Annotated in this window: 21 protein-coding genes; 16 read left to right on the top strand and 5 right to left on the bottom strand. The window is 53.9% G+C overall.

Annotated features, from left to right (window positions below; translation table 11 throughout):
- Positions 1–26: 26 nt before the first annotated feature.
- Together IEY53_RS31505 and IEY53_RS31500 are read right to left on the bottom strand one after the other, a co-directional pair.
- Positions 27–182: a hypothetical protein gene (locus IEY53_RS31505; RefSeq protein WP_189031877.1), complete on the bottom strand. Its 156-nt coding sequence runs from the start codon at positions 180–182 to the stop codon at positions 27–29.
- Positions 183–262: 80 nt separating this feature from the next.
- Positions 263–1,234, bottom strand: a complete 972-nt coding sequence (locus tag IEY53_RS31500) for a LacI family DNA-binding transcriptional regulator (RefSeq protein ID WP_189031875.1) — start codon at positions 1,232–1,234, stop codon at positions 263–265.
- A 148-nt stretch (positions 1,235–1,382) separates the two neighbouring features.
- Here IEY53_RS31500 and IEY53_RS31495 point away from each other — a divergent pair, with 148 nt between their 5' ends.
- Positions 1,383–2,798, top strand: a complete 1,416-nt coding sequence (locus IEY53_RS31495; protein WP_189031873.1) for a glycoside hydrolase family 1 protein — start codon at positions 1,383–1,385, stop codon at positions 2,796–2,798.
- Between the two features lie 133 nt (positions 2,799–2,931).
- Here the strand turns inward: IEY53_RS31495 and acnA are convergent, their stop codons facing one another.
- Positions 2,932–5,676 (bottom strand): aconitate hydratase AcnA, encoded by a 2,745-nt coding sequence (gene acnA / locus IEY53_RS31490; protein WP_189031871.1) that lies wholly within the window; start codon positions 5,674–5,676, stop codon positions 2,932–2,934.
- A 319-nt stretch (positions 5,677–5,995) separates the two neighbouring features.
- Between acnA and IEY53_RS31485 the strand changes: the two genes are divergently transcribed.
- From IEY53_RS31485 to IEY53_RS31435, 11 genes are all read left to right on the top strand, one after another.
- On the top strand, positions 5,996–6,367 hold the full coding sequence (locus tag IEY53_RS31485) for a hypothetical protein (RefSeq protein WP_189031868.1): 372 nt from the start codon (positions 5,996–5,998) through the stop codon (positions 6,365–6,367).
- 114 nt (positions 6,368–6,481) lie between these two features.
- Positions 6,482–7,516, top strand: coding sequence for an amidase domain-containing protein (locus IEY53_RS31480; protein WP_189031882.1), 1,035 nt, complete (start codon positions 6,482–6,484; stop codon positions 7,514–7,516).
- 21 nt (positions 7,517–7,537) lie between these two features.
- Positions 7,538–8,632: a D-alanine--D-alanine ligase gene (locus tag IEY53_RS31475; protein ID WP_189031866.1), complete on the top strand. Its 1,095-nt coding sequence runs from the start codon at positions 7,538–7,540 to the stop codon at positions 8,630–8,632.
- Positions 8,633–8,677: 45 nt separating this feature from the next.
- A complete protein-coding gene (locus tag IEY53_RS31470; protein WP_189031865.1) occupies positions 8,678–8,995 on the top strand; it encodes a hypothetical protein in 318 nt (105 codons plus the stop codon).
- The gene (gene uvsE, locus IEY53_RS31465) at positions 8,992–9,999 is read left to right on the top strand and encodes a UV DNA damage repair endonuclease UvsE (protein ID WP_189031864.1); all 1,008 of its coding nucleotides are present in this window, start codon (positions 8,992–8,994) and stop codon (positions 9,997–9,999) included. Before IEY53_RS31470 ends, uvsE begins: the two co-directional genes overlap by 4 nt.
- A gap of 108 nt (positions 10,000–10,107) precedes the next feature.
- Entirely contained in the window at positions 10,108–10,878 is a 771-nt protein-coding gene (fabI, locus tag IEY53_RS31460; RefSeq protein WP_189031863.1) for an enoyl-ACP reductase FabI, read from the top strand.
- Positions 10,879–10,955: 77 nt separating this feature from the next.
- Entirely contained in the window at positions 10,956–11,840 is an 885-nt protein-coding gene (locus IEY53_RS31455) for an inositol monophosphatase family protein (RefSeq protein WP_189031862.1), read from the top strand.
- Positions 11,841–11,853: 13 nt separating this feature from the next.
- A complete protein-coding gene (locus IEY53_RS31450; protein ID WP_189031861.1) occupies positions 11,854–12,120 on the top strand; it encodes a hypothetical protein in 267 nt (88 codons plus the stop codon).
- 136 nt (positions 12,121–12,256) lie between these two features.
- A complete protein-coding gene (locus IEY53_RS31445) occupies positions 12,257–13,552 on the top strand; it encodes a stalk domain-containing protein (protein WP_189031860.1) in 1,296 nt (431 codons plus the stop codon).
- Between the two features lie 39 nt (positions 13,553–13,591).
- Entirely contained in the window at positions 13,592–14,188 is a 597-nt protein-coding gene (def, locus tag IEY53_RS31440) for a peptide deformylase (protein WP_189031879.1), read from the top strand.
- Between the two features lie 131 nt (positions 14,189–14,319).
- On the top strand, positions 14,320–14,931 hold the full coding sequence (locus tag IEY53_RS31435) for a hypothetical protein (protein ID WP_189031859.1): 612 nt from the start codon (positions 14,320–14,322) through the stop codon (positions 14,929–14,931).
- Between the two features lie 62 nt (positions 14,932–14,993).
- On the opposite strand, the gene IEY53_RS31430 is transcribed toward IEY53_RS31435, so the two are convergent.
- Together IEY53_RS31430 and IEY53_RS31425 are read right to left on the bottom strand one after the other, a co-directional pair.
- Complete coding sequence (locus tag IEY53_RS31430) at positions 14,994–16,310, bottom strand: glutamate-1-semialdehyde 2,1-aminomutase (RefSeq protein ID WP_189031858.1); 1,317 nt, start codon at positions 16,308–16,310, stop codon at positions 14,994–14,996.
- A 114-nt stretch (positions 16,311–16,424) separates the two neighbouring features.
- On the bottom strand, positions 16,425–17,471 hold the full coding sequence (locus IEY53_RS31425) for an LCP family protein (RefSeq protein ID WP_189031857.1): 1,047 nt from the start codon (positions 17,469–17,471) through the stop codon (positions 16,425–16,427).
- Positions 17,472–17,574: 103 nt separating this feature from the next.
- Between IEY53_RS31425 and bcp the strand changes: the two genes are divergently transcribed.
- The 4 genes from bcp (at position 17,575) to IEY53_RS31405 (ending at position 24,717) form a co-directional block, all read left to right on the top strand.
- Positions 17,575–18,036 carry a thioredoxin-dependent thiol peroxidase gene (gene bcp / locus IEY53_RS31420; protein ID WP_189031856.1) on the top strand — a complete coding sequence of 154 codons (462 nt, stop codon included), beginning with the start codon at positions 17,575–17,577 and terminating at the stop codon, positions 18,034–18,036.
- A gap of 122 nt (positions 18,037–18,158) precedes the next feature.
- On the top strand, positions 18,159–22,451 hold the full coding sequence (locus IEY53_RS31415; protein ID WP_189031855.1) for a 2-hydroxyacyl-CoA dehydratase: 4,293 nt from the start codon (positions 18,159–18,161) through the stop codon (positions 22,449–22,451).
- 311 nt (positions 22,452–22,762) lie between these two features.
- The gene (locus IEY53_RS31410; protein ID WP_189031854.1) at positions 22,763–23,218 is read left to right on the top strand and encodes a MarR family winged helix-turn-helix transcriptional regulator; all 456 of its coding nucleotides are present in this window, start codon (positions 22,763–22,765) and stop codon (positions 23,216–23,218) included.
- Entirely contained in the window at positions 23,215–24,717 is a 1,503-nt protein-coding gene (locus IEY53_RS31405; protein WP_189031853.1) for a DHA2 family efflux MFS transporter permease subunit, read from the top strand. Before IEY53_RS31410 ends, IEY53_RS31405 begins: the two co-directional genes overlap by 4 nt.
- The last annotated feature ends 532 nt before the right edge of the window (positions 24,718–25,249 follow it).

Below are 25,249 nucleotides of genomic sequence, written 5' to 3'. Positions count from 1 at the left end.
ACTTCCTGTAGTGTATCTGAAGTGGGTTAAAGTGTCCAAGTGGATAAGGGGGCTAAATAGGGAATGCCTTCCGTGGAGGCGTAAAGGCCCCCGCCGGTCCAAGGGAAGGCAAAAATGCCTTCCGTGGAGGCAGGAAGGCTCCCGCCGTGCCCCCTCGCTCCCTGCCATAGTTTGCTCCTCACTGGGCCCCTCTTTCGGCTGCCGCTCCCCCGCGGCTCCCACTGTCTGCCGCCAGGCTCGCGCCCGCCTGGTTTCGGAGGCTCTAGGTGGTTGTCCGCTCAATCAGCTCAAAACACAGCTCAGCCTGTGGCATGTCAATGCCCCGCAACGGGCCGGACAGGAGATGGAAGGCATTTTGGGCCTGGGCAGCGATCGGGTTGCGGATCGTCGTAATCCCCAAGGTGTGGGACAGCTCGGTGTCGTCGAAGCCGACGATCGCCAGGTCCCCGGGCACACGCAGGTGCTGGCGGCGGGCTTCGCACAGAACGCCTGCTGCCACATGGTCGTTCGAGCAGAGGATGGCACTAGGCAGTGCCTCGCTTTGCTGGAGCATGGCACGCATCACCCGCTCGCCGTCCAGAATGGTGTACGTAGAAGGATAATAAAACTGGCGTAATACGGGAAGATTATATTTTTGCATCGCTTGTTCATAGGCTTGCTGCCGGCTGCGGGTATTGATGCTGTAGGTTCTGCCCAGAGCATTTGCGATCCGCGTATGTCCTTTAGGAATTAAATGATCAAGCGCCAAAGTATACCCCTTGAACTGGTCCATCGCTACCGAGCCAATGGCCGGGTTGTCCATGCGCTGCCAGGAGACAATCGGTCCGTATTTGCAGTAGGACTCCACCTCCTTGGCGCTGGTTACACAGGAAATAATGACGAGAGCGTCCACTCTTTTTTGTCTCAGATCTTCAAAGGCCTGCCGCTCTTTGCTCGTATCATCATTTGTTGTATAGATGATTGTCTGGAACCCGTGCTGCTCCGCTACTTCGACAAATCCGTTCAGGAACGGCAGCATAATCTCGTTGATGGAAGATGTAATCATTCCGATCTGCAGGGTCTGGCCTGTGGACAGGGAGATAGCGTTGCGGTTGGGCACATAGTCCAGCTCTTTCATGATTTGCAGGATTGTGGCTCTGGTTTCCTGGCTGACATGAGGAGAATGATTGAGAACCCGGGAGACAGTGGCTTTTGAGAACCCGGATAGTTTTGCTATGCGTTCAAGATTCGACATAATCCTGCTCCTTGTAGAAAAAGATATTTGACATGTAACGCGTTTCATCCTTTAGGATGCACAAGAGGACGATAACCACAGTTTATCATAAGTTCTGAAGCGGAAATTATATGAAGATTACGAATTCAAGAGAAGGCGGGGATGAAGAATGGGTTTGCAATTTCCAGACGGTTTTTTGTGGGGCGGGGCAGTTGCTGCCAACCAGCTCGAAGGGGCCTACAATGAAGACGGCAAAGGCTGGTCCACGCAGGACGTATCACCGAACGGCATAAAGGGGCCAATTACAGAGACCCCCACCGAGGATAATATGAAACTGGTCGGTATTGATTTTTATCACCGGTACAAGGAAGATATTAAGCTGTTTGCAGAGATGGGCTTCAAGGTATTCAGAACGTCGATTGCCTGGTCGCGGATTTTTCCAAAGGGGGATGAGCTGGAGCCGAATGAACAAGGCCTGCAATTCTACGACGATCTTTTTGACGAGTGCCATAAATACGGGATCGAGCCGCTGGTGACCATTTCCCACTATGAGACTCCGCTGCATTTGTCCAAGCACTATAACGGCTGGGTCAACCGCAAGCTGGTGGAATTCTATGAACGTTATGCAAGAGTGGTGTTCAGCCGCTATAAGAACAAGGTGAAGTACTGGCTGACGTTTAATGAGATTAATTCTATTCTGGAGGAACCGTTCATGAGCGGGGGTATTTATACTCCGAAAAAAGAGCTGAGCAAGCAAGATCTCTACCAGGCCGTTCATCACGAATTCGTGGCCAGTGCGATGGCAGTCAAAATCGGTCATGAGCTTGCTCCCGGTGCTCAAATCGGCTGTATGGTGCTCAGTATGCCGACCTATCCGCTGACACCGAACCCGGATGACGTGATTGCCGCTATGGAGTTTGAGCACAAGAACTATTTCTTCGCCGATGTTCATGTACGCGGGTATTATCCAGGTTACATGAAACGTTATTTCAGAGAAAATAACATTTCGATTCATATGGAGCCCGGCGATGAGGAAATCCTTAAGCACACGGTAGACTTCATCTCATTCAGCTATTATGTGAGCACCTGTCAAACAGCGGACCCTGTCAAGCTGGAGGCGCGGGGGGGCAACCTGATCGGCGGGGTGGCGAATCCGTATCTGCAGGCGAGTGAATGGGGCTGGCAGATTGATCCGCAAGGCCTGCGCTACGTGATGAACATGTTCTATGACCGCTACCAGAAGCCGCTGTTTATCGTGGAGAACGGGCTTGGCGCAGTTGATCAGCTTATTACTAACGGCCATGGAGAAAAGACCGTCGAAGACGACTACCGGATCAAATACCTGAATGATCATCTGGTGCAGGTAGCCGAAGCGATTGCTGATGGAGTTGAAGTAATGGGCTATACTTCCTGGGGCTGCATTGATCTCGTCAGCGCTTCTACAGCCGAACTCAAAAAACGCTATGGCTTTATCTATGTGGACCGCCATGACGACGGGTCAGGCACACTGGAAAGGTACCGGAAGAAATCATTCCATTGGTATAAAGAAGTCATTGCCACAAACGGCCAAAGTCTGCAGCGCTAAGGGAGTGTAATAAGAAACGCAATCTGTATGTCACTATTGAAAATATCCTTAAAAAGCCCCCGGCATTTCTCCAGTAAGGAGAGGTGCCGGGGGCTTGATTATTCAAGAGACCGGCTAGGCCGGCTCTTTCGGGTTATTCAACCGGAAGGGCGTTGTCTGTAGTGGTTGCGTCCGCCAGCATTTGGCGAAGCACAGTCTGCAGAATACCGCCATTGCGGTAGTAATCAATATCTACTGTACTGTCAAGCCGTGCGATAACCGGGAAGTCAAATTGGGTACCGTCTTCGCGGGTGGCGGTAACCGTCACTTCCTGACCCGGCAATACCTGATTGCTCAGCCCCGTAATGTTGAAGGTCTCGCGTCCGGTCAGTCCCATGCTGGTCCAGCCATGGCCTTCCTGGAATTGGAGCGGAAGAACGCCCATGCCGACAAGGTTGCTGCGGTGAATCCGCTCGAAGCTCTCGGCGATGACTGCTTTGACTCCTAGCAGGAGGGTTCCTTTTGCGGCCCAGTCACGCGAGCTGCCTGTGCCGTATTCTTTACCGGCGATAACTACAAGATTCTGTCCGGCCGATTGATACAGCATGGAAGCATCGTAGATGGACATAACTTCTTCGCTTGGTAAGAAGGTGGTAACTCCGCCCTCTGTGCCTGGCGCAACGGCATTCCGAATGCGGATATTGGCAAACGTACCGCGCATCATGACTTCATGGTTACCCCGACGGGAGCCGTAGGAGTTGAAGTCGGCCCGTTCTACGCCATGTCCGCGCAGGTATTCACCGGCAGGACCCGAAGTGGTGATGTTGCCGGCCGGCGAGATATGGTCGGTCGTCACGGAATCGCCGAGCAGGGCAAGGACGCGGGCATTGGTAATGTTCTCAATATCACCCAGACCGTCAGCCAGATGCTCGAAGAATGGCGGATTCTGAATGTACGTGGAATTATCATCCCACTCGTACAGTTCACCTTCCGGTACAGGAATCGCGTTCCAGCGTTCGTTGGCTGTAAATACGTTCTCGTATTTGCGGCGGAACATCTCCGGACTTAGGGAGAGGCCGATTGCTTCGCGTATCTCGGCAGTGGTTGGCCAGATGTCCTTGAGGAAAACTGGCTCGCCTTGCGGATCATAGCCCAGCGGTTCTGTCTGCAAGTCGATATCCACGGTTCCTGCAAGCGCGTAGGCAACCACAAGCGGCGGTGATCCCAGGTAGTTGGCTTTCACCTGAGCATGGACACGGCCTTCAAAGTTCCGGTTGCCGGAGATTACCGCAGCTACCGTCATGTCATTATCGGTGATGGCCTGGCTGACTTCATCCGGCAGCGGGCCGGAGTTGCCGATACAGGTTGCGCAGCCGTAGCCGGCCACATAGAAGCCCAATGCTTCCAGCGGCTTCAACAGACCCGCTTTTTCCAAATATTCAGTAACGACAAGCGATCCCGGGGTCAAGCTGCTCTTAACATATCCCGGTTTGGTTAAGCCGCGTTCCACGGCCTTCTTGGCCAGGAGACCCGCGCCTAGCATAACGCTTGGGTTGGAGGTGTTGGTGCAACTTGTAATAGCCGCAATTACAACTGCTCCGGCCTTAAGCTTGCTGGTGGTGCCATTTTTGTGCTGAACTTCTACAGTTTGAGCGATTTTCTCGTCACTGAGGCCATAGCCGCCTTTGTCCACAGGAGTTCGGATAATCCCTTCCCAGTTCTCTTTCATGTGGGTCAGCTCAATCCGGTCTTGCGGACGTTTTGGTCCTGCCAAGCTCGGCACTACGGATGCCAGATCCAGCTCAATGATATCGCTGAACTGCGGGTCCTGTGTATCCGAGGTGCGGAACATGCCTTGTGCTTTATAGTAGTTCTCCACCAGTTCCACGAGGTCATCGGGACGTCCGGTGTTGCGCAGGTAAGCCAGCGTCTCCTCATCTACAGGGAAGAAGCCGATTGTTGCTCCGTATTCCGGTGCCATGTTGGCTACCGTTGCACGGTCCGCCAAACTGATGTTGGCCAGACCCGGTCCGTAGAATTCGACAAATTTGCCGACTACGCCTTTTTTGCGCAGCATTTGGGTAACTGTCAGGGCCAGATCGGTTGCCGTAGCCCCTTCTACCAGGCTGCCTGTCAGCTTGAAGCCAACTACATCAGGAGTGACAAAATAGAGCGGTTGTCCCAGCATGCCCGCTTCCGCTTCGATACCGCCAACACCCCAGCCCACAACGCCGAGGCCGTTGATCATGGTAGTGTGGGAGTCGGTGCCTACCAGGGAATCAGGGTACACTTCGGTTTCGCCATCGATGGTTTTGGTAGCAGCCACGGATGCCAGATACTCCAGATTCACCTGATGCACGATGCCGGTAGCAGGAGGAACTGCACGGAAATTATTAAAAGCAGTCTGCGCCCAACGCAGGAAACGATAACGCTCCTCGTTGCGTTCAAACTCGATATTCATATTGTATTCCAAAGCATCTGCGGTGCCGAAAGCATCCACCATAACCGAGTGGTCGATAACGAGATCCACGGGTACGAGCGGATTGATCTTTTTGGGATCTCCGCCGGCTTTCTTGACGGTATCGCGCATAGCGGCCAAATCAACCACCACTGGTACGCCGGTGAAATCCTGCAGCACAATGCGGGCAGGGATAAAAGGAATTTCCTTGTTGCGGTCGATGTCGCCGGCCCAGCCAGCGAGCTGCTTCACATGTTCTTCCGTGATTGCCCGTCCATCGAACTGGCGGACTGCGGCTTCAAGTAAGACTTTGATGGAAAAAGGCAGGGAGGAGATGTCACCCAGACCTTGATCTTCAAGGGATTTAAGATCGTAGTAACGATAGTTTTTGCCGCCCGACTCCAGGGTGCGGGCCAACGAAAAATGATCCTTGCTTGGCATATATGCGCCTCCTTGTTTCATCTGTTGAAACACCATTTCAATATTGCATCTATTATTAAGTATAACGGTTACACAGGGGCGAGTAAAGTTTTTTTTGCTGTTTTTAAGCCCATATTTAGCTTACCCACTCTATTGTTTCCGCTTTCAGCATCCGGTGGAAATAAGCGGAAAATAACCTTATAGATGTGGCGGGAATATGCATGTGTAGCCGGAATAGTTGTAACTGGAACGATAGAGGTTGGAAACAATAGTGACTGAAACTCAGCCTATATAGATACAAGCCATCCCCCCCCGATGGGAACGGGCCGGATTGGCTCGGATGAAAGGCAAAAATGCCTTAGAATGTGGCGCCCGGGCCGAATTGGCCCAAACGAAAGGCAAAAATGCCTTAGAATGTGGCGTCCTGGCTGAATTGGTCCAAACGAAAGGCAAAAATGCCTTAGAATGTGGCATCCGGGCTGAATTTGCCATAACGAAAGGCAAAAATGCCTTAGAATGTGGCGTCCTGGCTGAATTGGCCCAAACGAAAGGCAAAAATGCCTTAGAATGTGGCATCCTGGCCGAATTGGCCCAAACGAAAGGCAAAAATGCCTTAGAATGTGGCGTCCTGGCCGAATTGGCCCAAACGAAAGGCAAAAATGCCTTAGAATATGGCGCCCGGGCCAGCGGAGCTTGCGGGTGCACTCATTGAGGGACACACGGCTCCAGAGGAAATCATACGCCCCGCCGATTCTATCTGTATAGCGGCCACTTTCTCTTCATATACATAGAAGGAGCAGCAAACAGGGAAAGAGGGGCGGGAAATATAATGGAACAGCAGTGGAAGAAGTGTCTGTACACATATGTAGATCAGATGAACAAGGGGCGGGTAGCCCCCGGGTCCGAGCCGGGCCGGACTACGGTCAAAGATCCCCGTTACTTGGTGGAGCAGGGGGAACGTTCACGGCGGCTGGCAGAATGGTATAGCCAAAGGGGCCTTGTGCCGCTGCGCGCAGAGACCGGAGTGAAAACCTTGCGGACTCTCCGGCAGACGCCGTCCGAGGTGGTGGCAGAGGTGGAGCTGCACAGTGCACTGTATTACGAAAAGGGCGGGATCAAACACCGTGAAGACAAGGTTGAGACGGAGCAGCTCACTTTTGTGCGGGAAGGAAACGACTGGTTGATTGCTGTGGTGGAGCGCAGTGTACCGGAAAGGAGCTCCATACGCCAGCAGCCGCCGGAGCTTGAACTCTCCGGGAGGTACTCCAAATGGGGAGAGGTCTTGCCGGTACCACAGCCGTCACAGCCGCTTCTGAACCGGAATATACTGAAGGGGAGCGGGGGATCACGGGAAGTCCGTTACCGGCGCGAGGAAGCTGCGGCTTATGCGGACCGCTGGTGGAAGGATGGGAATCCGGCCTTCGAAACCTTTGATGTGGACTGCACCAATTATGTGTCCCAATGCCTCTTTGCAGGGGGAGCACCGATCAACTATACTGGTAAAAGAGAAACGGGCTGGTGGTACAAAGGCTACAACGGCTCTCAGGAATGGTGGAGCTTCAGCTGGGCCGTATCGGACAGCCTGCACCGCTATTTAAGCGGGAAACGGGGCAGTGGATTACGTGCCGAGATGATGGATCTGCCGGAGCAGCTGATGCTGGGCGACATCATTCAGTATGATTGGGACGGCAACGGCCACTATCAGCACAGCACGATCGTCACAGCTTTTGATGCCGGAGGCCTACCGCTGGTGAATGCCCATACGGTGAGCAGCCGACACCGGTTCTGGGATTATAAGGATTCCTATGCATGGACCGATAGAACGGCCTACCGTTTTTTTCATATTAGCGACTATCTATAAGTAGAAAGAGGTTATTAGTGTATGAAGAACGACAAATTAACCGTAGGCTTGGTGTACGGGGGCAAATCCGGGGAGCATGAGGTTTCGCTGCAGACCGCTTTTGCCGTAATGAACGCTTTTGACTACGATAAATATGAGCTTGTGCCCTTCTACATCTCCAAAAAGGGGCTGTGGAAAGTCGGCGCGACCCTGACAGCTCCTTACAGCGGTATAGAGCAGCTCAAGCTCGAAGATGCATCGGAGGATGTGGGCGCTGCCCTGAACGTAGTGTTCAGCGGATTGGCCGGTGGGGAGAAGACGGTGGATGTCATGTTCCCGCTGCTGCACGGCACCTACGGAGAGGACGGGACCATTCAGGGCTTGTTCGAAATGGCTAATATTCCTTACATAGGAGCGGGCGTATTGGCTTCATCCGCAGGGATGGACAAGGTTGTAATGAAGAAGTTGTTCGGCGAGGCAGGACTGGATCAGTGCGAATACTGCTATTTCAACCGCAGCTCCTGGAAGCAAAAGAGCCACGAACTGGTTATGGGAGTGGAAGATAAACTGGGCTACCCGGTATTTGTAAAGCCGGCCAACCTGGGTTCGAGCGTGGGGATTTCCAAAGCGGTGGACAAGGAAAGCCTGGTCAAAGCCGTCGAGCTCGCCTTGCGCTATGATACCAAGGTGATTATTGAAGAGTTCGTGGATGCCCGCGAGGTGGAAGTCGCCGTACTCGGCAATGATGAGCCGGAAGCTTCGGTTCCGGGTGAAATTGTCTCTTCCGGAGAATATTACGACTATTCTGCCAAATACACCGACGGCAAGTCGCAAATGCTGATCCCCGCTCCGGTCGATTCCGAAATTGCGGATCGTCTGCGTGACGCGGCGCTGCTGGCTTTTCGGGCGATCGAGGGCAGCGGCATTACCCGGGCGGATTTTTTCCTCCGCAAATCGGACGGCAAAATTCTTATCAATGAAGTGAATACAATGCCCGGCTTCACCCCATACAGTATGTATCCGCTCTTGTGGCGCGAGACCGGCGTATCTTACAGGGCGCTGCTGGACCGTATGATTGAATTGGCACTGGAACGTTACACATTCAAGCAGAACCTAAAATACGACAACGAACAATAACCAGCTTAAGTGGCGGGATGATCCCGGCCGGAAGGAGCGAGGAATATGGGTTTTTTGGCAGAGTACAACACCATATGCAAGTTCAAGAATGAGCAGGAGCTGTACGAGCTTTTGGAATATGGCCGCACCAAAATGGTGAAGCAGGGCTTCCGCGTCTATCCGACCGGCCAGAAGGTCATCGCGTACACCCCGGAGAATGTGGCGGTTGCGATCGTCAAAATATCGGCCTCTATTGCCGAGATCAATTTTCAGGGGCAGGAAGTGACAGCCGTTGAGATGGACCTCGTCCGCAAGCTGAATGAAGAAGAATCCCGCGTGCAGAGCGCACTTGCGCTGGAGATGTTTTTTGGTGAGCAGGGATGATTGTCCGTTTCGGATATGTGGCTATGTCTACGGTGATTCCGGACTGTTCCCCTTCCAAAACAATGACCCTGGCTTCCTTCAACAAATTGGCGGACCGGGAAGCTGCTGTGCGCCGGCTGGAAAGTATCGCCCGCGGCAACCTGCATAACACCCTTCGGCTGCTGAGGCATAACGTAGGATCAGATATCCAGGTGTACCGCCTGACCTCCAAGCTGATTCCGCTGGCCACTCATCCTGATCTGCAGGACTGGGATCCGTTTGCGGGGCTGGCGGATGCGTTCGAGGAAGTGGGACAATATGTGTTGAACCACCGGATGCGGGTGTCCTTTCACCCCGATCATTTCACGGTGCTCAGTACGCCGCGTCCCGAGGTTCTGGAGAGCTCGATCCGCGATTTGCAGCATCATGTGAATATGCTGAAGGCCATGCGCCTGCCGGCAACGGCCAAGAACAATATCCATATCGGCGGAGCCTATGGGGACAAGCCTGCGGCGGCGGAACGGTTCGGGGAGCATTTTCGCAGATTGCCGGCAGAGATTCAAGAACGCATTACGCTGGAGAATGACGATAAGACCTTCAATGCCGTGGAGACGCTGGCGGTGAGCCGGAATCTGGGCCTGCCGATGGTGCTGGACATTCATCACCAGTGGGTGAACAACGAAGGCGAGCTTCCTTGGGAGCTGTGGCCGGATATTCAGCGGACCTGGACAAGCGGACTGGCGCTGAAGGATGTACAGCCCGGCGAGCTGCTGCCGCCCAAGATCCATGTCTCCAGCCCGCGCAGTCCCTCGGACCCGCGCAGCCATGCCGATGGCGTAGAGTCGGCACCGCTGCTGGCTTTTCTGAAGCGGATTGCTGCCGATACGCCGGCGGTGGACGTTATGATTGAGGCCAAACAGAAGGACGGTGCCCTATTTGGACTAATGGAGGCGCTGAAGGAGCTGGCTGAGGCCGGGAACGGAATTACTCTTTTAGACGGAGCCAGCGTTAATATAGAGCCATAAACAGGGACCAATGGAGGCGTGAGGCAAAGAAACAGGCCGACCCATCACTTGATATGTATTCTGAAATAGGGTACGTTGAAGGAAAGTCAATGAGAAGGAGCAAGCGACATGGGAGATTTGCTTACGGGTAAAAATATTGTCGTAATGGGCGTTGCCAACGAACGCAGCATCGCATGGGCGATTGCCGGAAGCTTGGCCGAACAAGGGGCCCGTCTTGCCTTTACATATGAGAATGAGCGGGTGGAGAGCCGTGTGCGCAAGCTGGCCGAGACGATTCCCGGCTCGGTTATTCTGCCTTGCGACGTGACGGTGGACGGGGATATCGATATTCTTGCCGGGGAACTGAAGGAACGTTTTGGTGTACTGCATGGGCTTGTGCACAGTATTGCTTTTGCCAAGGGAGAAGATCTGGAGGGGCGGTTCTCCGATACTTCCCGTGCCGGCTTTGCCCTGGCCCATGATATCAGCGCCTATTCACTGGTGGCCGTAGCGCAGCGTCTGCATCCTTTGATGACGGAGGGCGGATCAATCGTGACCATGACTTATATGGGCTCCGAACGGGTGATGCGCAATTATAACGTGATGGGTGTGGCCAAAGCGGCACTGGAAGCTTCTGTCCGTTATCTGGCCAGTGATCTGGGGCCGGGCAACATCCGCGTCAATGCGATTTCAGCAGGACCGATCCGTACGCTGGCAGCCAAGGGGATCAGTGACTTCAATTCCATTCTGCGGATCGTAGAGGAGAAAGCGCCGCTGCGGCGCGGCACGGACACGGCAGAGGTTGGCGATACGGCGATGTTTCTGATGAGCCGGCTGTCACGCGGTATTACCGGTGAAGTGATTTATGTCGATGGAGGATACCACATCATCGGCGGTTAACATGCCTGATTGCAGTCACCCGTCAGGAAGACGGGGCCTTAAGATGACGAATATGTTTAAGAAAGTAGAGTGAAGCTATGAATCCTTTAAATCCTGATAGCCGAAAAGAACGGGAACCCTATGTAGTGACCAGCAAGGGCCATACTGCAGTAGCGATTAATGCTGCGGCCAAGGCCGGTGAATGGATCAAGAGCAGACAGGGTCTGGTAAAGGAACTGGGCACCAAGACTTCGGCTCAGGATCTGGTGACGGAAGTGGATAAAGGCGTGGAGCAAATGATCCGCCGGCTCATTCTGACCCATTATCCGGATCATGCCATCCTGGGCGAGGAGGGAGTTGAACCGGGTGATGAGGCAGCGGCAGCTGCAATCACGGAAGCACGGAAACATGAGTATTTGTGGATTGTGGACCCGGTGGACGGCACGACGAACTTTGTTCACGGCTTCCCTTTCTATTGTGTATCGATTGCCTTGGTCATTCGCGGTGATCTGACGGTAGGGGTGATTTATGATCCGATCCGTGATGAGATGTTTGTTGCAGAAAAAGGCAAGGGAGCCTATATGCACGGTGTCCCTACTTCGGTCTCTTCGGAAAGCGAACTTGCCGGCAGCCTGCTGGCCATGGGCTTTCCGCCGGACCGGGAATTTGCCCAACCGGCCAATATGGCCGGGCTGCAGAGCCTGTTGCCGCAGATTCGCGGAATTCGTGCAGGCGGTTCGGCCGCGCTGCATTTGGCTTATGTGGCGGCAGGGCGTGTGGATGGATACTGGGAGGTCGGCCTGAAACCTTGGGATTGTGCCGCAGGGGTGCTGCTGGTGCTGGAGTCAGGCGGCAAGGTTACCGATACGCTGGGACGCGCCTATGACATCGGCACATGCCATGTAGTCGCCAGCAATGGCCGGATCCATGAAGATTTGGTAGCGTCGCTGAAAGAAGCGGATGCTACAGGATATAAGCTTTAGGAGGAATGAGTGCATGAGCGAGCAGGATAATCTGGAGCGTAAGCTTAGTGAACTGCTGGAGGACGGTGAAATGGCGCCGGAGGACAAGGTAGCCAGGGAAGTCCGGCAAATCTCCCCCAAGTACGAAATTCGTATCCAGACCAAACTTGATCCTATAGTCGAAGAGACGCTGCGATACCGCAAGATCGGCCGTGAGCTGGATGACCGTTATGACAAATACCTGGAACGGGCCGGTCAATCACCGGGTCCAAAAGATGATTCCCAAGACCGGGAGTCCTGATCAGTGGGATGGAACACAGGTGCATAAGAAGTGGCTTCTGGAGTAAAGAGTAGTTTCCCGAAAGTTTGGGGAGCTGCTCTTTTGCGTACATGGCGGGGATGGTAGAATGGAAATATAACCATTAAGGGGGAACACAATGCTGAATGTATGGAAAAAGGCTCTGACCGCCGGCACAAGCAGCTTGCTGTTGTTGGCAGTGCTGATAACTGCAGGTGGAAGGACGGCTGAGGCTGCCGAGGCTACAACCCCTGCGCAAATCCCGCAGTCCGATGTTTTTCGCATCGTCACACTGGGAGATTCGATTACAGCCGGATATGAACCGGGAATGACGGATCCGAATATCAAGCCCTACGGGTATGCGGAGAGACTGCTGGAGCAGGCTTGGTACCACGGAAGAAGCGCTTTGAGCAACTACGGCATTCTTGGTTTGACTACAGAAGGCTTGCGTAATTATACGGAAGCCATCAAGGATGGGGCGGCCACGCTTCCCGACCGGATTCAGATTGGCATCTCCGATCCGCGGATCGGTCAATTTGCAGCCCAGGCTCCAGGGGTAAAATCAGAGCTGGCTGAGGCCGATCTGGTGACCATTACCATTGGCGGCAACGATGTGAGCAGCCTGCTTTTCCAGGCGCGTGATTTGACCGAGGCTGATTTCAACGCCAGAGTAGAGCAGGTTCTTGCCGCTTACTCGGTCAACGTGAAGGCTGCGCTGGAGAATATACGGATGGTGAATCCGCAGGCGACGATCATGTTGGCCGATCAGTATCAGCCGGCCTCCAAGCTTGCCGCAGGCCCAGCCTATACCAAGCTCATGAGTGCGGCGGCACGTTTTACGGCTAATACGGAGCAGGTGGCCGCAAGTACGACCCGCGACGGGGCACCGGTGGTGGTGGCGCATGTAGCTTCACAGTTTGCCGGGGTAGAGGGACCGCTGACGCACATTATGCGCCTGGAGGCATCGGATTTCCATCCTACGCAGCTTGGCTATGAGAAGATAGCCGGTGTTTTTGCGGGCCTGCAATGGGGCCAATACCGGACGCCGGACGCCACAGCCTTGGCGGACACATCCGCACCAATGTCGATCGTGGTGAAGGGAGCAGAGCTGAACACACCGAATAAACCCATATTAAAGAATGGGCAGAACTTCCTGGCGCTTAGGGATATTCTGAATGCCGTTGGAGCAGAGGGGAAATGGGACAACAAAACCTCAAGCGCCACGATTACTTATGGTGGCAGAACGGTGGTTATTACGATCGGCTCCAAAGTAGTACAAGTGAACGGACGGGATGTAGCCATTGAGACTCCGGCATTTTTGCAAAAGGCCGGCAAAGAAGACAAGACCTATCTTCCTTTAGCATCTTTGGCTACCGGCCTTGGGTTCGATGTGAATTACAGCAGTCATTTGCGGACCGCATTTATTAATCCATAACCCATTTATCTGAAGGCAAAGGTGGATGAAACGTTGTCTATTACAAAATATAACGCTGATTATATCATTACGATGGATGATATCGTTCGGGAAGGGCATCCGGTGCTTCGTACCGTGACGGAACCGGTAGAGCTGCCCTTGCAGGAGAAAGACCGCGCGGCGCTGCAATGTATGATGTTATTCCTGAAGAACAGCCAGGACCCGGAGATGTCGGCGAAATACAAGCTGCGCCCCGGTGTGGGGCTGTCGGCCAATCAGGTCGGACTCACACAGCGGATGTTCGTTATGTATGTAAAGGATGAGAAAGGTAATCCCGTGGAACATGCCCTGGTCAATCCCAAAATCATCAGCCATTCCGTGTCTATGGTCTATCTGCCGGAAAGTGAAGGCTGTCTGTCCGTAGACCGGCCGGTCGATGGTTTCGTCCCCAGATATGAGAAGGTGAAACTGAAGGCCTATGATCTTTCCGGCAAGGAAGTTGTGCTCAGATTCAAGGGCTATCAGGCCATCGTGGTTCAGCATGAAATCGACCATCTGGATGGCATCATGTTCTACGACCGGATTAACCAGACCCATCCCTTCAAGCTGCCGCAAGGTGTGGACATCCGCAGTTTGTATGAGCAGAAGGGGAATTAAAGAGAAAACCGGGCCGCTGTTCCTCCCCGAGGAATGGCGGCTTGTTTGTTATTTATTGTATTTTTATGGGATAATCAAGTGGATGAGCTATATTTAATAACAAATTGGATGGGACTAAGGAGGCTGCAAACATGGGCTGGAGTGAGTTAAGAGTGATACCGAATAATTACAACGGAGAAACGCAGAGAATCGATGAGCAGATTCTGGGTTTGGTTAAACAGCGCAGAGCAATGGCCGGCGGTAAGCGGTTTGTGCCGGGTGCGGAGCTGCTGGAGGAATGGGCGGCCAAATTCGGCATGGAGACGGACCAGCTGATGTTTATCCTGCACAGCCTGAACGATCAGGAGCGGAATTATCATTTGAGGGAGCCGGGAGAACTTCTGGCGGTACTGCCGCTGATGAAGAAGACCATATCCGGTGACTGTGAGTATATGCTGACCCATGTTATGCAGCATAAAGAGGCCAGCCTGGTGACGCTCGAAATCAAATATTTGCTAGAAGAGGATGCCGGCGAGGTCTATCTGAAGCCAAATTTGACACTGGAAGTACTGGGCGGGGAGGAATACAACATTCGCAGACATGGGAGTCATGGAGGCGGGCTGCATACCCAAATGCAGTTCATGATCATACCGCCGCTGCCGGATGACCTGGCGGGTCTTGAATTCTCACTGGTGCCGAGTGCAATATTCCTGGAACGGAAATTGAAGGAAGTGAAGCTGGACCAGCAGGTAGACTTCTATTAAGCCGGAAAGAGGGTGCCACTAGGCCATAGGCCAAGGGCACCCTCTTCATGTTAAGCAGGATTCTATTTCTCCGCAGCCATGGCGCGGAAGGAGTCTTCCGCAGCAGCCAGTGTAGCGTCGATATCCGCATCCGTATGTGCCGTGGTCAGGAACCAGGCTTCATATTTGGATGGTGCCAGATTCACACCGCGGTCGAGCATATGCCGGAAGAAGCTGGCGAAAAGTTCGCCGTCTGTGTCCTGTGCTTCCTCATAGTTGGTAATCGGGTGATCGCAGAAATGGGTGGAAAAGGCGCCACGAATCCGGTTGATCGTAAGCGGGATGCCATGACGGCCTGCTGATTCCTGAAGTCCTGCCGTCAAGCGAACGGCGAGGCGCTCCATCTCGTCGTATACGCCGTCTGCGGCCAGAACTTCTAGGCAGGCAATACCTGCCGAGATGGAGGCCGGATTCCCGGCCATGGTGCCCGCCTGGTAGGCCGGGCCGAGCGGAGCCACCTGTTCCATGACATGCTTGCGTCCGCCGTAAGCACCGATCGGCAGGCCGCCGCCAATGATTTTGCCAAGTGCGGTCAGGTCTGGCGTAATGGCCTCATGATGATCCAGTCCGCTGTAAGTCTGGGTGGAGCCATAGTGGAAGCGGAAAGCGGTAATGACTTCATCATAAATAACAAGTGAGCCGTTAGCACGGGTCAGCTTGCACAGCCCTTCCAGGAAGCCGGGCTTTGGCATCACCATACCGAAATTGCCGACAATCGGTTCAACCATAACTGCGGCCACATCCTCTCCCCAATGCTCCAGTGCTGCACGCAGACTGTCCAGATCGTTGAATGGAACCGTAATAACCTCCTGGGCGATACTTGCCGGGACGCCGGCACTGTCCGGGATTCCAAGCGTAGACGGTCCGGAGCCTGCGGCAACGAGGACGAGATCGGAGTGGCCGTGGTAGCAGCCGGCAAATTTGATGATTTTGCTGCGCTTGGTATAGGCGCGGGCTACGCGGATGGTGGTCATTACGGCTTCCGTGCCGGAATTGACGAACCGTACCTTATCCATTGAAGGGATCGCTGCTTTGAGCATTTGGGCCAGTTTGATTTCCAATTCAGTCGGGGTTCCATACAGGATGCCGTTCTCTGCTGCAGCGGTGATGGCAGCCGTAATATGCGGATGGGCATGGCCGGTTATGATGGGCCCGTAAGCGGCCAGATAATCGATGTAACGATTGTCGTCAACATCCCAGAAATGCGCTCCGCGCGCACGCTTCATAAATACGGGGGCTCCGCCGCCTACGGCTTTGAAAGAACGGGAGGGGCTGTTGACGCCTCCGACGATATGCTGCAGGGCTTCTTGGTACAGGTGCTCTGAGGTAGAACGGTTCATAACATTAATCTTCCTTTCGTCTTCGGTGGGGCAAGGGAACGGGCGAACAGCGTTTATATCCGCTGTCCGCCCGTCTTGTCCCAAGGGGTAATATTTTGTTCGGCTATTGTTCAATCAGTTGCTTGGTGAAGCGCTGCTATCCGGGGTAGCTTCCGGTGATGCTGAAGGTGAAGGCTCGGGGCCACTCAGGGTGTCCTGAACGAACTGCTTCAACTTCTCTTCACTTCTAACACCGAGAACGGCTGATCCGCTGCTGGTTTCCTCTTCTTTGAGCAGTGTCATTGGCGGAATCTGCTCACTGCCGCCCAAGGTGCTATCATATCCCACATTGGCCAGCTTCCACATATCATTTACTGACATATTGGTGTCAATATAAGGGGTGACTTCCGACAGGATCGTCGGCAGCTTCACCAGTGCAGTAGTGCTGATCAGCTTGTCGGCTACGGCTTTCAGAAGACCCCGCTGGCGCTGGGTCCGGGTGAAATCAGAGGTGGCATCATGACGGAAGCGTACATATTGCAGCGCCTTATTGCCGTCAAGATGCTGGAAGCCTTTTTTGAGATCAATATCGTATTCGGGTCCGTCGGCAATGGTCTTGTAGACCATGTCTTTCTCGACCTCATAATCAACTCCGCCGACTGCGTCTACAAGCTCAATGAATCCCTGAAAGTCAGTGTACACATAATATTGAATCGGGATGCCAAGCAGGTCGCTTACGGTCTGCATCGCCGTATTGGGGCCATAAATAATCGCCGCATTGATCCGCTCTTTACCATGATCGGGAATCGGAACATAGGTGTCACGAAGGATTGAGAACAGACTGATCTTTTTCTTTACCGGATCAATGGAGGCCACAAGCATGGTATCGGAACGCGGGATCTCGCCTTTTTTGACGCCTCGGGCATCTACGCCCATCAATAGAATATTCACAGGTTCCGTGCCCTCCCATTTCGGAGGATCGGGGGTGTCCACATCAACGGTTTCCACATTTTGAAAAGGGGAGTTTTCCCCATCCTTCTTCATGCTGTCCAATTGATTGTAGATGGAGGTGAAATAAAAGACCGCACCGCCGATGATAAGGAGAAGCAGTATGGCCAGGATCCAAAGCAACGGTTTCTTTGATTTGCCGGCCTTTGCGTGCCGTTTCTTTCTTGGTGGCATTTGTCGTTCTTCCTTTCGCATTCACATTGTCTACATTATAATTTCTTTTGGGGATACGCGCAATTTAGGAATATTATTGAAACTTTTGAAGGAGTGAACAACATTGAATGAACTGATCATTGGGCAAACCGTACCGGACTTCACCCTTCCGGCATCAAACGGGCAAGAGGTATCTCTAAGCGACTATCTGGGCCGCAAGGTCATTCTTTATTTTTATCCCAAAAACATGACACCCGCCTGTACCCAGGAGGCCTGCGAATTCCGCGATGCCAGTGACCGGATTGCAGCAAAAGGGGCCGTGGTGCTCGGAATCAGTCCCGACAGCCTGGCCTCCCATGCCAAATTTATCGACAAAAACGGACTGCCGTTCCTGCTGCTGTCCGACGAGGAGCACAAGGTTAGCGAAAGCTTTGGAGTCTGGCAGCTCAAGAAGCTGTACGGCAAAGAATTCATGGGGATTGTACGCTCGACCTTCCTGATTGATGAGCAGGGGCGATTAGCCGGGGAATGGCGCAAGGTAAGGGTGAAAGGCCATGTGGAACATACACTGGAGCAATTAGATTAACTACACTGTAAAAGTAAATGATTGTAAAAGTCTATTACATTTCTAACAGCCTTCATACGGTTCCTTCATGTTATAGTTGCCTCATATTACTTCAAATTTGGAGCAAGGCATGGTGATGGCGTATGAACCTGCGGATCGGGCTCGATGTCGGCTCGACTACGGCCAAATTGGTTGTTATGGAGCGGGATTGTATTGTATATCAGGACTATGTAAGACATTTTAGCGATATTAAAAAGGCGGCTCTCTCGCTCCTGTCGGATGTGCATGACCGGTTTCCGGGGCGGGAGGCCGCTTTAGCTGTAAGCGGTTCCTCGGGCTTGTCTTTGTCCAAACTGGGCGGGGTTCCTTTTGTCCAGGAGGTGATTGCCTGCACAAAGGCGATCCGCGGGCGGATCCCGCAGTGCGACACGGCCATTGAGCTGGGCGGAGAGGACGCCAAGATTATCTACCTCAGCGGCGGGGTAGAGCAGCGCATGAATACGGCCTGTGCGGGCGGTACCGGAGCGTTCATCGACCAGATGGCGGCATTGCTGCAGACTGACCCAGGCGGTCTGAATTCGCTGGCGGAGAAGCATGAGCGGATCTATCCGATTGCTTCACGCTGCGGGGTTTTTGCCAAAAGCGATATTCAGCCGCTGCTGAACGAAGGGGCGCGCCGGGAAGACGTGGCGGCTTCCATCTTCCAGAGCATCGTCAACCAGACGATCAGCGGCCTCGCCTGCGGCCGCCCCATCCGCGGGCGGGTGGCCTTCCTTGGCGGCCCGCTGACGTTCCTGCCGCAGCTTCGCGCCCGCTTCGCGGAGACGCTTGGCCTTGGGGAAGGCGAAATCCTGTTCCCGGAGCGGTCACAGTATTTCGTGGCAATCGGCTCCGCGCTGTCGCTGGCCGAGCCGGAAGTGCTGCCGCTCTCCGGCTGGCTGGCCCGGCTCGCGGCAGTCGATTTCACTGCGGATCGCGCGGCCGATGCCGAGCTTGCTCCGCTGTTCGCTACGCAGGAAGAGCTGGACCGCTTCCGGCTCCGTCACGGCAAGGCCGCTGCTGCACGGTCGGAGCTTGCAGCGTACCGGGGGCCCTGTTATCTCGGCATTGATGCCGGATCGACGACCACGAAGCTGGTCCTGACAGGTGCTGCGGACGAGATTCTGTATACCTTCTACGGGAGCAACAAGGGAAATCCGCTGCAATCCGTAAGCGAGGCGCTGCAGGCGGTCTACCGGCGCCTTCCGGAAGGCTGTCATATTGCCGGGTCCTATGCAACCGGCTACGGCGAGGGTCTGGTCCGGGCTGCGCTGAAGACGGATGGCGGGGAAGTGGAGACCGTAGCCCACTACAAGGCAGCTGCGAAGTTCCTGCCGGAGGTGGATTTCATCCTCGACATCGGCGGACAGGATATGAAATGCATCAAGATCCGCGGCGGTGCCATCGACAGCCTGATGCTGAACGAGGCCTGTTCCGCCGGCTGCGGATCCTTTCTGGAGAGCTTTGCCTCTGCGCTGGAGCTCGGAATAGAAGAATTCGCCCAGTCTGCACTGCTGGCGCAGAAGCCGGTTAACCTGGGTTCGCGCTGTACCGTCTTTATGAACTCCAAGGTGAAGCAGGTGCAGAAGGAAGGGGCCTCGCTTGCCGATCTTTCTGCCGGGCTGGCCTATTCGGTCATCAAAAACGCGCTGCAAAAGGTGATCAAAATCCGCAATCCGGAGGATCTGGGACGGCATATCATCGTCCAGGGCGGAACCTTTTATAATGAGGCGGTCCTGCGGGCTTTTGAGAGCCTGACCGGCAGAAAGGTAGTCAGACCCGATATAGCCGGGGTTATGGGCGCTTATGGCTGCGCGCTGCTGGCCAGAGAGAATGCGGCGCCAGAGGGGCGAAGCTCGCTGCTGGGACCGGAGGCGCTGGCGGCCTTCACCTGTGAAGTATCACCCGGCCGCTGCACCCGCTGCGGCAATACCTGTGCGCTGACTATCAGCCGTTTCCCGGACCGCAGCTTCCGTGTTACCGGCAACCGCTGCGAACGCGGCGCGGGGAGAAAAAAAGAGAAGAATACATTGCCTAATCTGATGCAGTACAAATATGAGCGTTTCTTCGCCTATGAAGCTTTGCCGGCTGCCTTGGCAGAGCGGGGGACTGTCGGCATTCCGCGCACGCTGAACATGTTCGAGAATTATCCGTTCTGGCATACGTTTTTCACGAGGCTGCGCTACCGGGTGGTACTTTCCCCGAAATCGAGCAAACGACTCTATGAAAGCGGCATGGATACGATTCCCTCCGAGTCGATCTGTTATCCGGCGAAGATGGCTCATGGACATGTTCAGAGTCTGATCGGCCAGGATGTCGATTTTATTTTTTATCCGGCCATCGTCTATGAGAAAAAAGAAGATGAAGCCGCGCACAACCATTTCAACTGTCCGGTGGTTGCTTCCTACCCCGAAGTCATCCGCAATAACGTGGACGGCCTGAAGGAAGGCGGGGTGCCGCTGATCAACCCGTTTCTGACCTTCGATGATATTCCGGCACTTACCAAAGGTCTTGCCAAAGCCTTTACGAATCTTCCCAAAGAAGAAATCGCCGCTGCGGTGCAGGCTGGACTGGCTGAAGCAGAGCATGCCAAAAGCGATCTGCGCAGCAAAGGGGAGGAGACGTTGTCCTTTCTGGAGCAGACCGGGACGAAGGGGATTTTACTCTGCGGACACCCATATCATGCTGATCCCGAAATCAACCATGGTCTGGCTGACATGATTACGGGTATGGGGCTGGCCGTGCTGACCGAAGATTCGGTCAGCCACCTGGACCACAGCGAGGGGGAAATGACGGTGGTCAATCAGTGGACCTATCATGCCCGCATGTATCGCGCGGCCCGGCTGGCCGCAGGCAGAAACGATCTGGAGCTGGTGCAGCTGACCTCTTTCGGCTGCGGGATTGATGCCATCACCTGTGATGCCGTACAGGACATCATGGAGCGTCACAACAAGGTCTATACGCTGATCAAAATCGACGAGATCAGCAATCTCGGTGCGGCGCGCATCCGGCTGAGATCTCTGATGGCAGCCATGCGGGAACGCGGCAAGGGGGCTGTTCGGCCACAGGCTCCGGGCAAGGAAGAGCCGAATGTGCAATTCACCAAAGCCATGAAGGAGAATTACACTATTCTGGCGCCGCAGATGTCACCGGTGCATTTTGAATTGTTTGAGCAGGTTTTCCGTGATTTTGGCTACCGGCTGAAGATCCTGGAGACTACGGGACCCGAGGAAACGGAGACGGGGCTGAAATATGTCAACAACGATGCTTGTTACCCGGCGATTGTCACCATTGGACAGATTCTGTCGGCGCTGAAGAGCGGGGAATATGATCCGGACCGCACAGCGGTTATCATGTCCCAGACGGGCGGCGGCTGCCGTGCGACCAACTACATCTCCCTGCTGCGCAAAGCGCTCAAGGATTGCGGCCTGGGGCAGATTCCGGTGATCTCGCTGAATGCCTCCGGCATGGAGCAGCAGCCGGGCTTCCGCATTACGCTGAAGATGGCCAACCGTCTGATCGCAGCGGCTTGCTACGGTGACCTCATGATGAAGCTGCTTTACCGTTTCCGGCCTTATGAGGCGGTGGCGGGCAGCGCAGAAGTGTTGTTCAGGGAAGGGATGTTGCGCTGCAAAGAGAGTCTGTCCGCGTTCTCGTTCCGCGAATACAAGCGGTTGATCCGTGAGCTGGTGGCCGGGTTCTGCCGGCTGCCGGTAACTTCGGCGAGCAAGCCGAGAGTGGGGATTGTGGGAGAAATCCTGATCAAATTCCATCCGGATGCGAACAACCGGATCATTGAGATGATCGAGGCGGAAGGGGGCGAAGCGGTGATGCCGGATTTCCTGGACTTCATCTTCTATTGCGTCTATAACCCGATCTACAAAGCGGAGCAATTCGGCAAAAGTAAACGGCTGGGTTACCTCAACCCGCTGCTGATTTCCTATCTGGAGATTTACCGGAAGCCGGTCAAGGCGGTGCTTGAAGAAACAGGGCTGGCTCAAGGGCGCGGGAATATATACGGTCTTGCCGAAAAAGCCAGCCGCCTTGTATCCGTCGGCAACCAGATGGGCGAAGGCTGGTTCCTGACCGCCGAGATGATGGAACTGCTCGATCATGGGGTGAATAACATTGTCTGCATCCAGCCGTTTGCCTGCCTGCCGAACCACATCACCGGACGCGGAATGATTAAGGGATTAAAGGAATTGTATCCCGGAGCCAACATCGCTGCCATTGATTACGATGCCGGAGTCAGCGTGGTGAATCAGGCCAACCGGATCAAGCTGATGATGTCCATCGCATCCGGCCTGGAACAGGCCGCCACTCCGGGGCCGGTCATCAAGCTAGAGAGTGTTCTTCCGCAGCATCGGCCACTGGAAAGTACCGGGAGCGGGCGATGAAGGTACAGACATAGCTTCCTGCACAGCCTGTTGCATTTGAACTTAATCAGCCAGGCCCAAATAGCGGCTCAAGTCCCGGAACTTGGCCGCGATTTGGGCTCTTTGTTGTGCAGTTTAATCTTAGGTCAGCTTCTGTGTAATCCGCATTGATTATAAACAAAATCCCAAAGATGGATACCTTAAAAGGATTTAATTCATGCTGAATTGTTGTTTTCAGAAAATTTCAGTAAATTACATTGACGAATAAATAGTTAAATAGTAAAATAGTTCGCATGCGAAGTATTAAATGTTGAAGTTTACGGAGGTGAGAGGTGTTGGAGGAAAAAGAGCAGCAATTGGATGAAATTGTGTCCTCTTTTCGCCGTATCAGTCATGCTTTTCAGCAGCTGCTGTGGAAAGACGCAGAAGAACTTGAAATCACACCTACACAATTAATGGTGCTGCGGAAATTAACCGTACACCCGGATATTGGAATAACCGAACTTGCAGAGCTGCTTCACTTAGGGAACAGTGCGGCAAGCGGAGTGGTGGACCGGATGGTTAAGGCGGGCCTGATTACGAGGCAGCGTTCGGAGAGCGACCGGCGTATTTTTCATCTGGCGATGACGGAGAAAGGCAAAGAAATCCGGGAGAAAAGCAAGCAGTCCCTCAGAAGGCATCTGCTGCCGCTGACGAACATTCCTGCGGAGGATGCAGGAGAGCTGCTGCGGATACACGGCGAAATCGTGCAAATTCTGGAACAAGGGAGAGGTAAAAAGAAACTATGAGTACAATAACTGCCAACGCTGTTTCAACATCGAAAACTGTACGCAGAGGTCCGGTCATTGCGGCGCTTTTGATCGGGGCGTTCGTAGCGCTTCTGAATCAGACGCTGATGAATGTGGCGCTTCCAAAAATGATGGAGGATTTAAACATTCTCGCCAACACGGCGCAATGGTTAACTACGGGGTTTATGCTGGTCAATGGTGTATTGGTTCCAATCAGTGCGTTTCTGGTGGAGAAATTTACGACCCGCCAGCTGTTTATAACGTCAATGGCTCTTTTTTCAATAGGTACGCTGATCTGCGGAGTGGGCCCCGGCTTTGAAGTTATTATGGTCGGGAGAGTCATTCAGGCGGTTGGTGCGGGGATTCTTATGCCGCTGATGAATATTGTGTTTCTGCAGATTTTTCCGATCGAAGAACGCGGCAAAGCTATGGGACTTATGGCGGTGGCAATGATCTTTGCTCCTGCTGTAGGCCCGACACTCTCCGGCTGGGTTGTTCAGAACTACTCCTGGCGTGTCCTTTTCTTTATTGTATTGCCGCTCGCGATTCTCTCGACCCTGCTGGGGATGAAGACGATGCAAAATGTCGGGAATTTGACTTCTCCCAAGCTGGATAAACCCGGTGTGATCTTGTCCACGATCGGGTTCGGCGGACTATTGTACGGATTCAGTGATGCCGGCACGGATGGCTGGGGCAGCACAACGGTTGTGGTTTGTCTGGTCGTTGGCTTACTGGCACTGGCCTTATTCGTATGGCGGGAGCTTACCTCGGATAAGCCGCTTCTGGAGTTCCGGATTTTCCGTTATAATATGTATTCCCTGACTACTGTGATTAACATCATCGTTACCATGGCCATGTACTCGGGTATGATCCTGCTGCCAATCTATTTGCAGACAATCCGCGGGTTTACACCGATGGAATCCGGGCTTATGCTGCTGCCGGGTGCGATCCTGATGGGGATTATGTCTCCGATCACCGGCATTATTTTTGATAAAATCGGGGCCCGCTGGCTCGCTGTAATCGGCCTGCTGATCACAACCGTTACCACCTGGGAATTCAGTCAGATTAATGATTCCACCACCTATACCCATCTGATTCTGACCTATACGGCGCGGATGTTCGGGATGTCCATGCTGATGATGCCGATTATGACGGCAGGTCTTAACCAACTGCCGCAGCGTCTGAGCTCCCATGGTACGGCAATGTCGAATACACTGCGTACGGTGGGCGGAGCACTCGGGATGGCGTTGTTCGTCAGCCTCATGACCAATCGCACCAAAACAAATATTACCGATGCTGTAGCGAGCGGAGCCGTCTCACAAACCGATAAGGCAGCGATGCTCCATCTTACCAAGGAAGCCACCATTAACGGGATTAATCACGCCTTTGTCGTGGCTACCTGGGTGACAGTAATTGCCCTGGTATTGTCCTTCTTTATTAAAAAGACCTCGCCGGAGCCTGATTTCCTCAAACCGGAAGTTCAGAATACGGCTGAATAAACAGCAAGGAGGTGTCCCTGGCAGCCATGAAAATGGCTACCAGGGACACCTCTTGAGTCGGTTAGGCATTTACACTTGTGACCGCCCCCTTTGGTAAAGGGGAAGTGCCGACCAAGCATTTAAAAAATGCCTCTCATGGAGCGCCCCGCGCGGTTTTGGGCGAAAGGAGAGGCAAAAATGCCTCTCATGGTCCGCCCCGCGCGGTTTTGGGCTAAAGGAGAGGCAAAAATGCCTCACGTGGAGCGCCCTGCGCGGTTTTGGGCGAAAGGAGAGGCAAAAATGCCTCTCATGGTCCGCCCCGCGCGGTTTTGGGCTAAAGGAGAGGCGAAAATGCCTCTCGTGATCCGCCCCGCGCGGTTTTGGGCGAAGGGAGAGGCAAAAATGCCTCACGTGGAGCGCCCTGCGCGGCTTTGGCCGAAAGGAGAGGCAAAAATGCCTCTCATGAAGCGCCCAACGCGGTTTTGGCCGAAAGGAGAGGCAAAAATGCCTCTCATGGTCCGCCCTGCGCGGTTTTGGCCGAAAAGAGAGGCAA

Source organism: Paenibacillus albidus (assembly GCF_014644435.1).
Taxonomy (GTDB): domain Bacteria; phylum Bacillota; class Bacilli; order Paenibacillales; family Paenibacillaceae; genus Paenibacillus_AQ; species Paenibacillus_AQ albidus.
The sequence above is the reverse complement of the archived record's forward strand: the minus strand, read 5'-3'. Positions and strand labels throughout refer to the sequence as shown.

Bases quoted from the DNA above. Each gene is read 5' to 3' on its own strand.
- IEY53_RS31495 (WP_189031873.1), top strand. From the start codon at position 1,383: ATGGGTTTGCAATTTCCAGACGGTTTTTTGTGGGGCGGGGCAGTTGCT.
- IEY53_RS31470 (WP_189031865.1), top strand. From the start codon at position 8,678: ATGGGTTTTTTGGCAGAGTACAACACCATATGCAAGTTCAAGAATGAG.
- IEY53_RS31485 (WP_189031868.1), top strand. From the start codon at position 5,996: ATGAAAGGCAAAAATGCCTTAGAATGTGGCGCCCGGGCCGAATTGGCC.
- IEY53_RS31405 (WP_189031853.1), top strand. From the start codon at position 23,215: ATGAGTACAATAACTGCCAACGCTGTTTCAACATCGAAAACTGTACGC.
- acnA (WP_189031871.1), bottom strand. From the start codon at position 5,676: ATGCCAAGCAAGGATCATTTTTCGTTGGCCCGCACCCTGGAGTCGGGC.
- IEY53_RS31425 (WP_189031857.1), bottom strand. From the start codon at position 17,471: ATGCCACCAAGAAAGAAACGGCACGCAAAGGCCGGCAAATCAAAGAAA.
- IEY53_RS31415 (WP_189031855.1), top strand. From the start codon at position 18,159: ATGAACCTGCGGATCGGGCTCGATGTCGGCTCGACTACGGCCAAATTG.
- fabI (WP_189031863.1), top strand. From the start codon at position 10,108: ATGGGAGATTTGCTTACGGGTAAAAATATTGTCGTAATGGGCGTTGCC.
- IEY53_RS31430 (WP_189031858.1), bottom strand. From the start codon at position 16,310: ATGAACCGTTCTACCTCAGAGCACCTGTACCAAGAAGCCCTGCAGCAT.
- IEY53_RS31445 (WP_189031860.1), top strand. From the start codon at position 12,257: ATGCTGAATGTATGGAAAAAGGCTCTGACCGCCGGCACAAGCAGCTTG.
- IEY53_RS31450 (WP_189031861.1), top strand. From the start codon at position 11,854: ATGAGCGAGCAGGATAATCTGGAGCGTAAGCTTAGTGAACTGCTGGAG.
- IEY53_RS31435 (WP_189031859.1), top strand. From the start codon at position 14,320: ATGGGCTGGAGTGAGTTAAGAGTGATACCGAATAATTACAACGGAGAA.
- uvsE (WP_189031864.1), top strand. From the start codon at position 8,992: ATGATTGTCCGTTTCGGATATGTGGCTATGTCTACGGTGATTCCGGAC.
- IEY53_RS31455 (WP_189031862.1), top strand. From the start codon at position 10,956: ATGAATCCTTTAAATCCTGATAGCCGAAAAGAACGGGAACCCTATGTA.
- IEY53_RS31475 (WP_189031866.1), top strand. From the start codon at position 7,538: ATGAAGAACGACAAATTAACCGTAGGCTTGGTGTACGGGGGCAAATCC.
- IEY53_RS31500 (WP_189031875.1), bottom strand. From the start codon at position 1,234: ATGTCGAATCTTGAACGCATAGCAAAACTATCCGGGTTCTCAAAAGCC.